The 12957-nt window shown below is 70.0% G+C and carries 17 protein-coding genes; 10 read left to right on the forward strand and 7 right to left on the reverse strand.

The annotated features are described in order from the left end of the window. The first annotated feature begins 14 nt into the window (after window positions 1-14). Genes ilvB through HWV07_RS00715 form a run of 7 tightly spaced genes read left to right on the forward strand, consistent with a single transcriptional unit; the run spans window position 15 to window position 6672 of the window. Window positions 15-1760 (forward strand): biosynthetic-type acetolactate synthase large subunit, encoded by a 1746-nt coding sequence (ilvB, locus tag HWV07_RS00685; protein WP_178332446.1) that lies wholly within the window; start codon window positions 15-17, stop codon window positions 1758-1760. Next, window positions 1757-2389: an acetolactate synthase small subunit gene (ilvN, locus tag HWV07_RS00690; RefSeq protein WP_178332447.1), complete on the forward strand. Its 633-nt coding sequence runs from the start codon at window positions 1757-1759 to the stop codon at window positions 2387-2389. The genes ilvB and ilvN overlap by 4 nt, the downstream gene beginning before the upstream one ends. Then, complete coding sequence (gene ilvC, locus HWV07_RS00695; RefSeq protein WP_178332448.1) at window positions 2386-3381, forward strand: ketol-acid reductoisomerase; 996 nt, start codon at window positions 2386-2388, stop codon at window positions 3379-3381. Before ilvN ends, ilvC begins: the two co-directional genes overlap by 4 nt. Before the next feature lie 14 nt (window positions 3382-3395). Next, window positions 3396-3641: a DUF7989 family protein gene (locus HWV07_RS00700; protein WP_178332449.1), complete on the forward strand. Its 246-nt coding sequence runs from the start codon at window positions 3396-3398 to the stop codon at window positions 3639-3641. After that, entirely contained in the window at window positions 3634-5058 is a 1425-nt protein-coding gene (gene leuC / locus HWV07_RS00705) for a 3-isopropylmalate dehydratase large subunit (RefSeq protein WP_178332450.1), read from the forward strand. The genes HWV07_RS00700 and leuC overlap by 8 nt, the downstream gene beginning before the upstream one ends. Beyond that, window positions 5055-5702, forward strand: a complete 648-nt coding sequence (gene leuD, locus HWV07_RS00710; RefSeq protein ID WP_178332451.1) for a 3-isopropylmalate dehydratase small subunit — start codon at window positions 5055-5057, stop codon at window positions 5700-5702. The genes leuC and leuD overlap by 4 nt, the downstream gene beginning before the upstream one ends. After that, the gene (locus HWV07_RS00715) at window positions 5695-6672 is read left to right on the forward strand and encodes an isocitrate/isopropylmalate family dehydrogenase (RefSeq protein WP_178332452.1); all 978 of its coding nucleotides are present in this window, start codon (window positions 5695-5697) and stop codon (window positions 6670-6672) included. The genes leuD and HWV07_RS00715 overlap by 8 nt, the downstream gene beginning before the upstream one ends. Here HWV07_RS00715 and HWV07_RS00720 read toward each other — a convergent pair whose 3' ends face one another. The 3 genes from HWV07_RS00720 to HWV07_RS00730 form a co-directional block, all read right to left on the reverse strand. Continuing rightward, the gene (locus HWV07_RS00720; protein WP_178332453.1) at window positions 6673-7137 is read right to left on the reverse strand and encodes a DUF5799 family protein; all 465 of its coding nucleotides are present in this window, start codon (window positions 7135-7137) and stop codon (window positions 6673-6675) included. Between the two features lie 206 nt (window positions 7138-7343). Continuing rightward, the gene (locus HWV07_RS00725; RefSeq protein ID WP_178332454.1) at window positions 7344-7742 is read right to left on the reverse strand and encodes an OsmC family protein; all 399 of its coding nucleotides are present in this window, start codon (window positions 7740-7742) and stop codon (window positions 7344-7346) included. Between the two features lie 49 nt (window positions 7743-7791). Continuing rightward, on the reverse strand, window positions 7792-8511 hold the full coding sequence (locus tag HWV07_RS00730) for a metal-dependent hydrolase (protein ID WP_178332455.1): 720 nt from the start codon (window positions 8509-8511) through the stop codon (window positions 7792-7794). A gap of 101 nt (window positions 8512-8612) precedes the next feature. Here HWV07_RS00730 and HWV07_RS00735 point away from each other — a divergent pair, with 101 nt between their 5' ends. Then, the gene (locus HWV07_RS00735; protein WP_178332456.1) at window positions 8613-9038 is read left to right on the forward strand and encodes a GNAT family N-acetyltransferase; all 426 of its coding nucleotides are present in this window, start codon (window positions 8613-8615) and stop codon (window positions 9036-9038) included. Window position 9039: 1 nt separating this feature from the next. On the opposite strand, the gene HWV07_RS00740 is transcribed toward HWV07_RS00735, so the two are convergent. Both HWV07_RS00740 and HWV07_RS00745 read right to left on the reverse strand, forming a co-directional pair. Continuing rightward, complete coding sequence (locus tag HWV07_RS00740) at window positions 9040-9444, reverse strand: DUF2267 domain-containing protein (protein ID WP_178332457.1); 405 nt, start codon at window positions 9442-9444, stop codon at window positions 9040-9042. Window positions 9445-9483: 39 nt separating this feature from the next. Further along, window positions 9484-9660 carry a DUF7836 family putative zinc-binding protein gene (locus HWV07_RS00745; RefSeq protein ID WP_178332458.1) on the reverse strand — a complete coding sequence of 59 codons (177 nt, stop codon included), beginning with the start codon at window positions 9658-9660 and terminating at the stop codon, window positions 9484-9486. 136 nt (window positions 9661-9796) lie between these two features. Here HWV07_RS00745 and HWV07_RS00750 point away from each other — a divergent pair, with 136 nt between their 5' ends. Further along, a complete protein-coding gene (locus HWV07_RS00750; RefSeq protein ID WP_178332459.1) occupies window positions 9797-10567 on the forward strand; it encodes a fumarylacetoacetate hydrolase family protein in 771 nt (256 codons plus the stop codon). Window positions 10568-10577: 10 nt separating this feature from the next. Here HWV07_RS00750 and HWV07_RS00755 read toward each other — a convergent pair whose 3' ends face one another. Then, window positions 10578-11030 carry a CopD family protein gene (locus HWV07_RS00755; RefSeq protein ID WP_178332460.1) on the reverse strand — a complete coding sequence of 151 codons (453 nt, stop codon included), beginning with the start codon at window positions 11028-11030 and terminating at the stop codon, window positions 10578-10580. Between the two features lie 241 nt (window positions 11031-11271). Between HWV07_RS00755 and HWV07_RS00760 the strand changes: the two genes are divergently transcribed. Next, window positions 11272-12192: a J domain-containing protein gene (locus HWV07_RS00760; RefSeq protein ID WP_178332461.1), complete on the forward strand. Its 921-nt coding sequence runs from the start codon at window positions 11272-11274 to the stop codon at window positions 12190-12192. Between the two features lie 6 nt (window positions 12193-12198). On the opposite strand, the gene HWV07_RS00765 is transcribed toward HWV07_RS00760, so the two are convergent. Further along, complete coding sequence (locus HWV07_RS00765) at window positions 12199-12900, reverse strand: SDR family NAD(P)-dependent oxidoreductase (RefSeq protein ID WP_178332462.1); 702 nt, start codon at window positions 12898-12900, stop codon at window positions 12199-12201. Between the last annotated feature and the right edge of the window lie 57 nt (window positions 12901-12957).

Consider the following 12957-nt stretch of genomic DNA (forward strand, 5'->3'; position numbering starts at 1 on the left):
GGGGGTGCGTCACGATGAGTGACGTTCCACAGCAGACCCCACAGGAGACCGACGCGGCCGACGCGGGCCCGGAGGACATCGAGACCGGCGCGGACGCGGTCGTCCGCGCCCTCGAGAACGCCCGCGTCGAGCACCTCTTCGGGGTGCAGGGCGGGGCCATCATGCCCGTCTACGACGCCCTGTACCACTCGGAGATGAACCACATCACGATGGCCCACGAGCAGGGCGCTGCCCACGCCGCCGACGCCTACGGCATCGTCAGCGGCGAACCGGGTATCTGCATGGCGACGTCCGGGCCGGGCGCGACGAACCTCGTGACCGGCATCGCGGACGCCAACATGGACTCCGACCCCGTGGTCGCGCTGACCGGCCAGGTGCCGACGGAGTTCGTCGGCAACGACGCCTTCCAGGAGACCGACACCATCGGCGTCACGGGCCCGATCACGAAGGCGAACGTCTTCGCCAACGACTCCGAGACCGTCGGCGAGACGGTCGGGTCGGCCTTCGCGCTCGCGAAGCGCGGCCGCCAGGGCCCGACGCTCGTCGACCTCCCGAAGGACGTCACCAAGGGGGTCGCCGAGGACGACCCCGGCACGCCCGAACTCCCGGAGACCTACAACCCGCCGGAGACCGCCGAACCCGAGGCCGTCTCCGAGGCCGCCGAGACGATCGCGAGCGCCGACAAGCCCGTCATCCTGGCGGGCGGCGGCGTCATCAAGGCCGAGGCCAGCGAGGAGCTCCGCGAGTTCGCCACCGAGCACGAGATCCCGGTCATCACGACGATGCCCGGCATCGGCGCGTTCCCGGAGGACCACGAGCTATCCCTCGAGATGGCCGGCATGCACGGCACCGGCTACGCCAACATGGCCATCACGATGACCGACTGCATGCTGGCGATCGGGACGCGCTTCGACGACCGCCTGACCGGCGGCCTCGAGACGTTCGCGCCCGACGCGGAGGTCGTCCACGTCGACATCGACCCCGCGGAGATCTCGAAGAACGTCGAGGCCGACCACCCGCTGATCGGCGACGCGAAGGCCGTCCTCAAGCAGCTGGCGACCGCGATGCCGCGCTCGCCGGCTGCCGACGAGTGGCGCGAGCAGTGCCAGCAGTGGAAGGACGAGTACCCGATGGACTACGCGGCGCCGGAAGACGAGCCGGTCAAGCCGCAGTACGTCGTCGAGGCCTTCGACGACGCGACGGCCGACGACGCCATCGTCACGACCGGCGTCGGCCAGCACCAGATGTGGGCCTGCCAGTACTGGACCTACAAGGAGCCCCGGACGTGGGTCTCCTCGCACGGCCTCGGCGCGATGGGCTACGGCGTGCCGGCCACCATCGGCGCGAAGATCGCCGCCCCCGAGAAGGACGTCGTCTGCTTCGACGGCGACGGCTCGTTCCTGATGACGTGTCAGGAGCTGTCCGTGGCCGTCCGTGAGGACCTCGACGTCACCATCGTCGTGCTGAACAACGCGGCCATCGGGATGGTCCGGCAGTGGCAGGACGCCTTCTTCGGCGAGCGCCACATGGCCTCCCAGTACCCGTGGATCCCCGAGTTCGACACGCTCGCCGAGGCGTTCGGCGCACGTGGGTTCCGCATCGACACCTACGAGGAGGTCGAGGAGGTCGTCGAGGAGGCGCTGGCCTACGACGGGCCGAGCGTCGTCGACGCCCACATCGACCCCGGCGAGAACGTCTACCCGATGGTGCCGAGCGGCGGCGACAACGGCCAGTTCGCGCTCTCGGAGGAGCAGCTATGAGCCGGAACCAGGACACCCACCGGAACGGCCTGGAGGGTCCCGCCCCGGAGGAACGGCAGCGTCCCGTCGGCCGCCGGAACTCCCAGGGCATCCGCATCGACCCCGAGGTCGAGGCCGAACACGAGCCGCGGCGGACCATCATCTCGGCGTACGTCGCCGACGAACCCGGGACGCTCGCCCGCGTCTCCGGGCTGTTCCACCGCCGGCAGTTCAACATCGAGTCGCTGACCGTCGGGCCGACGCAGAACGACGGCTACTCCCGGATCACCCTCGTGGTCGAGGAGCCGGACCCCGGCATCGACCAGGTGAAGAAGCAGCTGAACAAGGTGCTGCCCGTGGTCCACGTCCGGGAACTGGACAACGAGCCCGTCGCCCGCGAGCTCGTCATCCTGAAGGTCGACGGCGACGAGCCGGACAAGGTCCAGGCCATCACCGAGATGTACGACGGCGAGACGCTGGACGCCGGCCCGCGGACCATCACGGTCCAGATCACCGGCGACGAGGGGAAGATCGACGACGCCATCGACGCCTACGCGCAGTTCGGCATCCGGGAGATCGCCCGGACCGGGCAGGCGGCGCTGGCACGAGGCGAGGAGGAGACCGCACGAGTCGACGAGACGCACACATGACAGACGCGACAATCTACTACGACGACGACGCCGACAGCACCGTACTCGACGACAAGACCGTGGCCGTCCTCGGCTACGGCAGCCAGGGCCACGCCCACGCCCAGAACCTCGACGACTCCGGGGTGGACGTGGTCGTGGGGCTCCGCGAGGACTCGTCCTCGCGGGACGCCGCCGAGGCCGACGGCCTCGACGTGGCGACGCCGCGGAACGCCGCCGAACAGGCCGACCTCGTGAGCGTGCTGGTCCCGGACACCGTCCAGCCGGACGTCTACGAGGAGATCGAGAGCGTCCTCGAGCCCGGCGACACGCTGCAGTTCGCCCACGGCTTCAACATCCACTACGGGCAGATCGAGCCGAGCGAGGACGTCAACGTCACGATGGTCGCCCCGAAGTCCCCCGGCCACCTCGTGCGCCGGAACTTCGAGAACGACGAGGGGACGCCCGGCCTGCTGGCGGTCTACCAGGACGCCAGCGGCGAGGCCCACGACCTCGGGCTCGCGTACGCGAAGGCCATCGGCTGCACCCGCGCGGGCGTCGTCGAGACGACGTTCCAGGAGGAGACCGAGACCGACCTCTTCGGCGAGCAGGCCGTCCTCTGCGGCGGCGTCACCTCGCTGGTCAAGCAGGGCTACGAGACGCTCGTCGAGGCGGGCTACTCCCGCGAGATGGCCTACTTCGAGTGCCTCAACGAACTGAAGCTCATCGTCGACCTGATGTACGAAGGCGGGAACGGCGAGATGTGGGACTCGGTCTCAGACACCGCCGAGTACGGCGGGCTCACCCGCGGCGACCGGGTCGTCGACGAACACGCCCGCGAGCGGATGGAGGAGGTCCTCGAGGAGGTCCAGGACGGCACGTTCGCCCGCGAGTGGATCACCGAGAACCAGGCCGGCCGCCCCAGCTACAAGCAGCTGCGGAAGGCCGAGAAGAACCACGACATCGAGGACGTGGGTGAGGACCTGCGCGCGCTGTTCGCGTGGGGTGAGGAATGACCGACGACACCGACATGACAGACGACGACACGCTGGGAACGATGAGCCACACCAACCCCTACACGGGACGGGTGTTCGGCGACACGCAGACGTACAGCCGAGGGAACACCATCGCCGCGGACGGGGGCGAGGCAGACGCCGTCGACGACGCGGAGGCGTCCGACGACGACTCCGACCGGCTGGCGGACGTCAGCCACACCCCGCCCGGCGAGAACGACGGCGCACAGCGCGCCTACGACCGCGGAGTAGACGATGAGTGAGCGAACGCTGTACGACAAGGTCTGGGACGAGCACAAGGTGACGACGCTGCCGAACGGCCAGGACCAGCTGTTCGTCGGCCTCCACCTCATCCACGAGGTCACGAGCCCGCAGGCCTTCGGCATGCTCCGGGAGCGCGACATCGAGGTCGCCCGCCCCGACCTGACCCACGCGACGGTCGACCACATCGTCCCGACGGCCGACCAGTCGCGGCCTCTGGACAACGAGGCCGCCGAGGAGATGATGGCGGAGCTCGAGACCAACGTCCGCGACGCCGGCATCCAACTGGACGACCCCACCACCGGCGACCAGGGGATCGTCCACGTCATCGGGCCGGAGCAGGGGCTCACCCAGCCCGGCACGACCATCGTCTGCGGCGACAGCCACACCTCGACGCACGGCGCCTTCGGTGCGCTGGCGTTCGGCATCGGTACCTCCCAGATCCGCGACGTGCTGGCGACCCAGACTGTCGCGATGGAGAAGAAGAAGGTCCGGAAGATCGAGGTCACCGGCGAGCTGGGCGAGGGCGTCACCGCCAAGGACGTCATCCTCACCATCATCCGGCGGCTCGGCACCGACGGCGGCGTCGGCTACGTCTACGAGTACGCCGGCGAGGCCATCGAGAGCCTCGGCATGGAGGGCCGGATGTCCATCTGCAACATGTCCATCGAGGGCGGCGCCCGCGCGGGCTACGTCAACCCCGACGAGACCACCTACGAGTGGCTCGCCGAGACGGACGCCTTCGCGGACGACCCCGAGCGCTTCGAGCGGCTGAAGCCCTACTGGGAGTCCATCCGCTCGGACGACGACGCCGAGTACGACGACGTCGTCACCATCGACGGCTCCGAGATCGAACCCGTCGTCACCTGGGGCACTACCCCCGGACAGGGCATCGGCATCACAGAGCCCATCCCCGCGCCGGAGGACCTGCCCGCCGACAAGCAGGAGACGGCACGACGGGCCCAGGAGCACATGCGCGTCGAGCCCGGCGACACGATGCAGGGCTACGACATCGACGTCGCGTTCCTGGGGTCCTGTACGAACGCGCGGCTGCCCGACCTCCGGTCGGCCGCCGAGATCGTGAAGGGCCGGCAGGTCGACGACTCGGTCCGCGCGATGGTCGTCCCCGGCAGCCAGCGCGTGAAGGCCGCCGCCGAGGCCGAGGGCCTCGACGAGGTGTTCCGCGAGGCGGGCTTCGACTGGCGGGAGGCCGGCTGCTCGATGTGCCTCGGCATGAACGACGACCAGCTGGTGGGCGACGAGGCCTGCGCGTCCTCCTCGAACCGCAACTTCGTCGGCCGGCAGGGCTCGAAGGACGGCCGGACCGTCCTGATGAGCCCCGAGATGGTCGCCGCGGCGGCGGTCACCGGCGAAGTGACAGACGTGCGCGAGCTGCCGAAAGCGGAGGTGGAAGCATGAGCGACGCGACCGAGGAGATCCCGAGCGTCGACTACGTCGAGGGGACCGGCATCCCCGTCCGCGGCAACGACATCGACACCGACCAGATCATCCCCGCGCGGTTCATGAAGGTCGTCACCTTCGACGGCCTCGGCGAGTTCGCGTTCTTCGACCAGCGCTTCGACGACGAGGACAACGAGAAGGACCACCCGTTCAACGAGGAGCGGTACCAGGACGCCAACGTCATGGTGGTCAACGCGAACTTCGGCTGCGGGTCCTCGCGGGAGCACGCCCCGCAGGCGCTCGTCCGCTGGGGCATCGACGCCATCATCGGCGAGTCCTTCGCGGAGATCTTCGCGGGCAACTGCCTGGCGCTCGGCGTCCCGACGGTCACCGCCGACACCGAGACGATCGAGGAACTGCAGGACTGGGTCGCGGCCAACCCCGACGGCGAGATCGAGGTCCACGTCGCTGCCGAGACCGTCACCTACGGCGGCGAGACCGTCGACGTCGAGGTGGACGACGCCCAGCGGAAGGCCCTCGTCGAGGGCATCTGGGACACGACCGCGCTGATGAAGTCGAACACCCAGGCCATCGCCGAGACGGCGGCCTCGCTGCCGTACGTCGACGACCCCGAACCGCGGAAGGGCCACGGCGATGACTGAGACGGTCCTGGTCGTCCCGGGCGACGGTATCGGCCAGGAGGTCGTCCCCGCGGCCGTCGAGGTCCTGGAGGCCGTCGCCGACTTCGAGTTCGTCGAGGCCGACGCCGGCGACCACGTGAAGGTCGAGACCGGCGAGGCGCTGCCGGAGGAGACCTACCGGCGGGCGACCGAGGCGGACGCGACGCTGTTCGGCGCCGCCGGCGAGTCGGCCGCCGACGTCATCCTCCCGCTGCGGGAGGCCGTCGGCTCCTTCGCGAACGTCCGGCCGGCCCGCGCGTACCCGGGCGTCGACGCGCTCCGCCCCGAGACCGACCTCGTCTTCGTCCGCGAGAACACCGAGGGCGTCTACTCGGGCATCGAGTCGGAGATCGCCGACGGCGTCACGACGCTGACGCGCGTGATCACCGACGACGCCTCGCGGCGCATCGCCGACTACGGCTTCGAGTACGCCGCGGAGAACGGCTACGACGACGTCACGGTCGCCCACAAGGCGAACGTGATGCGGACGACCGACGGCCAGTTCCTCGAGTCGGTCCGCTCGGTCGGGGACGAGCGCGGCGCCGAGTACGACGAGGCGCTGATGGACGCGCTGGCGATGCTCCTCCTCCTCCGGCCGGAGGAGTACGGCGTCGTCATCTGTCCGAACCTCGCCGGCGACATGCTGTCGGACCTGGCGGCCGGGCTCGTCGGCGGGCTCGGCCTGCTGCCGAGCGCGAACGTCGGCCCGGAGAACGCGCTGTTCGAGCCGGTCCACGGCTCCGCGCCGGACATCGCCGGCGAGGGCGTCGCCAACCCCGCGGCGACGATCCTCTCGGCGGCGATGCTGCTGGAGCACCTCGAGTACGCCGACGAGGCGGCGACGGTCCGCGAGGCCGTCGAGTCGGTGCTCGCCGACGGCCCCCGGACGCCGGACCTCGGGGGGTCGGCGTCCACGGAGGACGTCACCGCGGCCGTCGTCGACCGGCTGTAGCTACCGCGGTTCGTCCCCGCCGGCTGCCGCGGCTCTGACTTCTCCCCACCGTCCCTGGTCCTCCAGGTGCGCCTGCAGCTCGTCGGCGTAGGCCTGGACCAGCCGTTCGGCCTCTTCGAGCCGCTCCTGGTCGGTCTCGCCCCCGCTGTCGCCGCCGTCGCCGAGGCCGAGCGCGCCGAGGACGGAGTCGACGATGCCGCCGCTCGACTGATCGCGTTGCTGGGGCTGTCCCATCGGCCCCATCTGGACCACGTTCTCCAGTTCGGGCATGATCGCGGGGAGCTCGGAGGTGTCGGCGACGAGCGTCGCGGCGTCCTCGTCGGCCGGGTCGCGGATGTCGAAGTCCGTCGCCGTCATGATGAGGCCCCACTCCTGCCGGGAGAACCCGGATCGCTCGACGCGCGCCGAGAACTCGTCGTCGACTGCCATCCGGTCGCCGACGATCATGTCCTGCCAGTCGCTCATATCGGCGGCTACGGACGCCGGGCTCTTAAGGTGGCGTGGCGTGCAGGCGGCTCGGTACTGCCCGGCGGCCGCGCGCGTTCCGATGCCGGACAGCGACTCGGCTGGGCACGCGCCGTATGGTCGCCTCCCGGTACAAGAACCGTGGGGTGAGCGGGGATGGTCGCGGAGGCGCTGCGGAGGTCGGGAGAGAACGGGCGAGTCGGGGTTCAGTACGCGTCGGTCGAGACGTCGACGTCGGCGTACAGCTCCTCCTTCAGGGAGTCGTGGACGTGGCAGATGTCCTCGCCGAGTTCGAGGAGCTGGTCGACCTGCTCGTCGTCGAGGTCGGCCTCGATCTGCATGTGGAACCGGATGCCGGTGAGGTCGTCGTCGTCGTTGAGGTCCGCCTCGGCCTCGGTCTCGACCTTCCCGAGGTCGACGTCCATCTGGCGGTTCGCGCCGGCGCGGCACGCGAAGGTGAAACAGGAGGCGTAGTCGGCCACCAGGACCTCGTTGGGGGTGGGGCCGTCCTCGCCGGTCGCGTCGATGCTGAGCTCGAAGTCGCCGGCGCGACTCAGTGCGTGGAACTTCTCCTCGTTGACGGTCGTCGTCTGGATGTCGGTCATTGCGGGCGTACTATCGCACGGCTGGCATAAAAAGGTGGGTCGCTCGCCCCTACAGGTCGAAGGACTCCTCGCCCTCGAGGACGACGGCCTCGGCGCCTGCGCCGGCGGCCTTCAGCTCGCGCTCGAACTCCTCGGGGTCCATCTCGATGGGCGGGAAGGTGTCGTAGTGCATCGGGCAGGCGTAGTCGACGCCGAGCCAGTCGGCGGCGATGGCGGCCTGGGCCGGACCCATCGTGAAGTGGTCGCCCGCGGGGAGGGCGGCGAAGTCGGGCTCGAGGAACGGCGCGATGACCTCGCGCATCTCGACCATGAGGCTGGTGTCGCCGGCGTGGTAGAAGGCGGTCGTGTCCGCGTCGGACTCCTGGGTCGGCTTCTTGTCGCCGATCACGAAGCCGGCGGGCATGCCCGCGGAGGCGCCGTAGTCGGTCTCGATGCCGTTGGTGTGGTCGGCCCGGACCATCGTCACCCAGGCGTCGCCGCACTCGACGGTGCCGCCGAGGTTCATCCCCATCCCGCCGACGGCGTCCTCGTAGCCGAAGTTGTCCTTCGCGTAGCTGACGAGCTCCGGGACGGCGACGAGCGTGGCCCCGGAGTACCGGTCGGCGTCGCCGATGTGGTCGGCGTGGCCGTGGGTCAGCAGGACGTAGTCGGGGTCGAGCTCCTCGGGGTCGGTGTCCGTCTTCGGGTTGTCGAAGAACGGGTCGATGAGCAGGTCGGTCCCGTCGACGCTGACGTGCCACGTTGAGTGGCCGTACCAGGTGAGCTCCATGACGGGTCGACGTACTCGCGTGCGCGTCTTAATGGTGAGTGTCGGCTGACCGAGGGGCCCGAAACCGGTGGCGTTACCTCCGCGGCGTCGTACCCCCGGACATGGACGTACGGCGCGTCTCGAGCGAGGAGGAATTCGAGGCTGCCCTGGCGGTGCGGCGGGCGGTGTTCGTCGAGGAGCAGGGCGTCCCCGAGCACCGCGAGATCGACGGGAAGGACGAAGAAGCGACCCACTTCCTGGCGACCGAGGCCGACGACCCCGTCGGCGCCGCGCGGCTCCGCGAGTACGAGGACGGCGTCGGGAAGGTCGAACGGGTCGCGGTCGTCGAGTCGCGGCGCGGCGAGGGGCTCGGCCGCGACCTGATGGACGCAGTCGAAGGGACGGCCGTCGATCGCGGCTACGAGGAACTGGTCCTGCACGCCCAGGTGCCGGTGGTGGCGTTCTACGAGCGGCTGGGCTACGAAATAACGAGCGAAGAGTTCGAGGACGCCGGAATCCCACACCGGGAGATGCGGAAGCGGCTCTGACCTACGGTTCGGGCCACGGCGTCGAGTCCGCCTCGGCGAGTTCGAAGAGGTCGCCGTAGTCGTCGGGCAGCGCCGCCCGGAGGTCGTCGACCTCGCCCTCGGGGACGACCTCGGTGAGGAGGGCGACGACCGTCTGCGCGTAGTAGGTGGCGTCGCCTTCCTCGACCTCGGCGCGGTCGGCCACGCGGGAGACGAACTCGTCCCAGCCGAACCCCTGGCCGTGGTCGACGCTCTCGAGGTAGTAGTCGATCTCCATCGGGAGGGGCGCGGCGAGGTCGGTCGCCTCGCCCGCCTGGATCCGTTCGCCGAGGGTGGTGAGGACGGCCCGCGTCGCGCGGACGGCCTCGCCCTCGGTGCCCAGTTCGAGCCGGTGCTGTACCTCGCCGGTGAAGTCACTGAAGTTCATGGTTCGTACTGGTGGAACGGGTCGGTTTCGCGACGGTTCTCAGAGCGACTCCCGGAGGACCTCGAGGTCGCGGTCGGACCGAGTGAACTCCGAGAGCGGTCGGCGTTCGCCGCAGTCCGGACAGTCGAACGACTCCTTCGGCTCCGGAAGCTCCGACGGTGCCTTCTCCCAGTGCTTCTCGCAGGCCGGACACACGAGCTCGACAAACGCCTCCATGCATTGAAATGTCGTCGTCAGAAACACAAAAAATGACGCCGGCAGTCGCCGGAGGGCGGTGGGGCCCGAGGGTGAGCGTGGCGGCCCGTCGGTCCGTCGTTAAACGCTTATACCGCCGCCCGCCGTCCGGGCGGGTATGCGACACGTACGCTTCCGTGACCCCGGCGGCGAGGTCCGACGCGGCGAGTGGACCGGCGACGACGGCGCGGAGATCCGCGCCCACCCGACCCACGGCAGCCGGATCACCCTCGAGGACGAGGTCTTCGGCGCCGACGAGGTCGAGGTGCTGCCGCCCTGCGAGCCCTCGAAGATCGTCTGCGTCGGGCTCAACTACGCCGACCACGCGGCCGAGCAGGGCAAGGACGTCCCCGACCGGCCGCTGCTGTTCCTCAAGCCGCCGAACGCCGTCGCCAGCCACGACCAGACCGTCGAGCTCCTGCCGGACAAGGAGCGCCTCGACTACGAGGCCGAACTCGGCGTCGTCATCTCCGAGGAGTGCCGGAACGTCGACGCGGAGCGCGCCGAGGACGTCGTCGCGGGCTTCACCTGCGTCAACGACCTCTCGAACCGCGACGACCAGGCGGTCGAGACCAACTGGGTCCGGGGGAAGGCCTTCGACGACGCGGCGCCCATCGGCCCCGTCATCGCGACCCCCGAGGAGGTGCCCCGGGACGCGGCCGTCAAGTGCCGGGTCAACGGCGACCTCCGGCAGAACTCCTCGCGCGACGAGTTCATCTTCTCCGTCCGCGAGCTCATCGAGGAGATCACCGCCTACATGACGCTGGAGCCTGGCGACGTCATCTCGACCGGCACGCCGGAGGGCGTCGGGCCGCTCTCCGACGGCGACACGGTCGAGGTCGAGGTCGAGGGCGTCGGCACCCTCAGGAACGAGATCCGAATCCCCTAGTTCGGGCGGGTCAGAACGGCGGCGTCCCGAGCATCCCTGCGACGACGAGCAGCCCGACGGCGAAGACGGCGCCGGCCAGGTAGAACGGTCGGGCCTCGCGAGCCGGCTCCCGGATCTTCTCCTCGTCGATACCCCGCTGGGCTCTCGCGCTGCCGATCTCCACGACCGCTGCCAGCAGCAGCCACAGCGTCAGCATCGCCAGCACGAGGTGGCCGCGGGGGGTCCCGGTGAGCGTCCCCGCCGTGTAGCGCGTGCCCGCAAGGTGGCCCCCGGTGGCGAACAGCAGGACGGCGCTGATCCGGGTGACCCACTGCAGTCTCGTGACGACGCTCCCGAACGCCGCCGGGGTGACGTCGGCGTCTATCGCCAGCGGCAGCACGGCGGCGGTCACGAACAGGACCGACCCCGCCCAGATGGCGGCGAACCCGGTGTGGATGGTGTAGGCGACGGTGTCGACGACCATGTGGTGGTCGGCGCCCGCCGGTCACTAATAGGCACCTCAATCGGCAACGAGTCCGCCGACGCGGGCGAACTCGTGCGGTCTCGACCATACGAGCGACCGGAACGTGGTAGACGGTTACGACCGATGTGGCCCCGGAACTAGCCAAATACAACTATATGATAGTGATAAGGCAATGTCTGACCACACCGAACGAGGCCACTATCGACGAATATATTGTTTTCGTTCCACAACGGGTAGGTGAATGGCCTCGCCCTACGACGTCCTGGGAGTCGACCGCGACGCGGACCGGGAGACCGTCGAACGACGGTACCGGGAGCTCGTCAAAGAGGTCCACCCCGACGCCGGCGGCTCGGCCGCCGAGTTCAAGCGCGTCAAGGAGGCCTACCGGAAGATCGTCGACGACCGGACGGGCGGCGGTGCCGGGGGTTACGGCGCCGCGGGCGCCGCGGACAGCACCGATTCTGGCGACTACAGTGACCGGTACCGTTCCGGTCGGAACCAGGGGTCGGGCTCCGCCGGCGGTGGCGGCCGAACGGGCGACGGCGACCGGACGACGTACGTCGGTCGCGGACGGGGGAACGCCGACGAGAGGCAGACCGGGGGCCGGTCGGCCGCGGGTTCGACCGGCTCGACGCGAGGCGGCACCACGACGGGGTCGACGGCGACGGGGTCGACGGGGTCGGGCAAGTCCCGGCGGTGGGTCCTCTTCGGGCTCTCGACGCTGGTCGGCGCCGGCGCGCTCGCCCACCGCGACGGGCTGTTCTCGGCGGCGCTGGCCGAGGTCTCGGACGACAGCGACGGTGGCAGCGAGTCGCCGCAGTCCGACACCGTCAGCCGTGAGGTCGGCCCCGACGAGCTGTTCGACGTCCCGTTCGAGGCGTCGGCCGGCTCGGAGGTCCAGTTCACCGTCGACGGGGCGGACTCCAGCGACTGGGTGAAGGTCTACACCGAGAGCGAGTACGAGCGGGTCGCCGAGCAGTGGGCGGACGCCGAGGAGTTCGACCAGGGCGACCCCCTCGACACGGTGCTGACCGGGGACGGCTACGTCAGCGAACTCCCGGAGGACGGGACGTACGTGATCCTCGTCAAGCTGTGGTCCGGCCCGCCGGACGACCCGCGGGAACCCCGGGAGGTCGAGGTCTCCTACGAGATACGTTCCTGAGTGGCCTCAGAACTCCTCGACGTGCGGCCTCAGATCAAGCTCCAGCGTCCACGCCGACCGGTCCTGTTCGACGAGGTGCCAGTAGCTGTCGGCGATGGCGTCGGGGTCCAGGTACTCCTCGGGGTCGTCGACGTCCCCGTCGGGCGGCAGGATGCCGCCGTCGATCACGACGTGAGCGACGTGGATCCCCTCGGGACCGAGCTCCCGCGCCATCGACTCGGCCATCCCGCGGCAGGCGAACTTCGCGGCGCTGAACCCGACGGCGCCCTCCTTCCCCCGGACGGCCGTCGTCGCGCCGGTGAAGATGATCGTCCCGCCGTCGCCGTCGAGCATGTCCGCGGCCGCCGCCTGCGAGCAGTGCAGCGCGGCCTCCGGGCCGACCGCCAGCGCCCGGCGGAAGTCCTCGGCGTCCTGCTCCAGCAGGCCGTCCCACGACGCGGCGCTGGCGTGGTTGACGAGGACGTCGACCTGCCCGAAGGCGTCGTAGACCCGCTCGAAGGCCGTCTCGATCTCGTCCGGATCCGCCAGGTCCGTCGGCACCGCGACGGCGTCCCCCGCAGTTTCCTCGCGCAGCCGACCGGCGAGGTCCTCGAGGTACGACGCCGACCGCGCGAGCAGGCCGACAGCGTACCCCTCCGACGCGAACCGTTCGGACAGCGCTGCGCCGAGACCGGGACCGACGCCAGCGATGACTGCTGTCTTCGTCATAGGCCCTCTAGGGGCGACGGACCAAAGAAAGCTCGCCGTCGCCGGGGCGAGAGATGG

It is taken from the genome of Natronomonas salina (genome assembly GCF_013391105.1).
GTDB lineage: Archaea > Halobacteriota > Halobacteria > Halobacteriales > Haloarculaceae > Natronomonas > Natronomonas salina.

Coding starts and splice junctions, on each gene's coding strand:
- HWV07_RS00745 (WP_178332458.1), bottom strand. CDS start 9,660: ATGGAGGCGTTTGTCGAGCTCGTGTGTCCGGCCTGCGAGAAGCACTGG.
- HWV07_RS00715 (WP_178332452.1), top strand. CDS start 5,695: ATGACTGAGACGGTCCTGGTCGTCCCGGGCGACGGTATCGGCCAGGAG.
- HWV07_RS00750 (WP_178332459.1), top strand. CDS start 9,797: ATGCGACACGTACGCTTCCGTGACCCCGGCGGCGAGGTCCGACGCGGC.
- ilvB (WP_178332446.1), top strand. CDS start 15: ATGAGTGACGTTCCACAGCAGACCCCACAGGAGACCGACGCGGCCGAC.
- HWV07_RS00725 (WP_178332454.1), bottom strand. CDS start 7,742: ATGACCGACATCCAGACGACGACCGTCAACGAGGAGAAGTTCCACGCA.
- ilvN (WP_178332447.1), top strand. CDS start 1,757: ATGAGCCGGAACCAGGACACCCACCGGAACGGCCTGGAGGGTCCCGCC.
- HWV07_RS00730 (WP_178332455.1), bottom strand. CDS start 8,511: ATGGAGCTCACCTGGTACGGCCACTCAACGTGGCACGTCAGCGTCGAC.
- HWV07_RS00740 (WP_178332457.1), bottom strand. CDS start 9,444: ATGAACTTCAGTGACTTCACCGGCGAGGTACAGCACCGGCTCGAACTG.
- HWV07_RS00760 (WP_178332461.1), top strand. CDS start 11,272: ATGGCCTCGCCCTACGACGTCCTGGGAGTCGACCGCGACGCGGACCGG.
- HWV07_RS00735 (WP_178332456.1), top strand. CDS start 8,613: ATGGACGTACGGCGCGTCTCGAGCGAGGAGGAATTCGAGGCTGCCCTG.
- ilvC (WP_178332448.1), top strand. CDS start 2,386: ATGACAGACGCGACAATCTACTACGACGACGACGCCGACAGCACCGTA.
- leuD (WP_178332451.1), top strand. CDS start 5,055: ATGAGCGACGCGACCGAGGAGATCCCGAGCGTCGACTACGTCGAGGGG.
- HWV07_RS00755 (WP_178332460.1), bottom strand. CDS start 11,030: ATGGTCGTCGACACCGTCGCCTACACCATCCACACCGGGTTCGCCGCC.
- HWV07_RS00765 (WP_178332462.1), bottom strand. CDS start 12,900: ATGACGAAGACAGCAGTCATCGCTGGCGTCGGTCCCGGTCTCGGCGCA.
- HWV07_RS00720 (WP_178332453.1), bottom strand. CDS start 7,137: ATGAGCGACTGGCAGGACATGATCGTCGGCGACCGGATGGCAGTCGAC.
- HWV07_RS00700 (WP_178332449.1), top strand. CDS start 3,396: ATGACAGACGACGACACGCTGGGAACGATGAGCCACACCAACCCCTAC.
- leuC (WP_178332450.1), top strand. CDS start 3,634: ATGAGTGAGCGAACGCTGTACGACAAGGTCTGGGACGAGCACAAGGTG.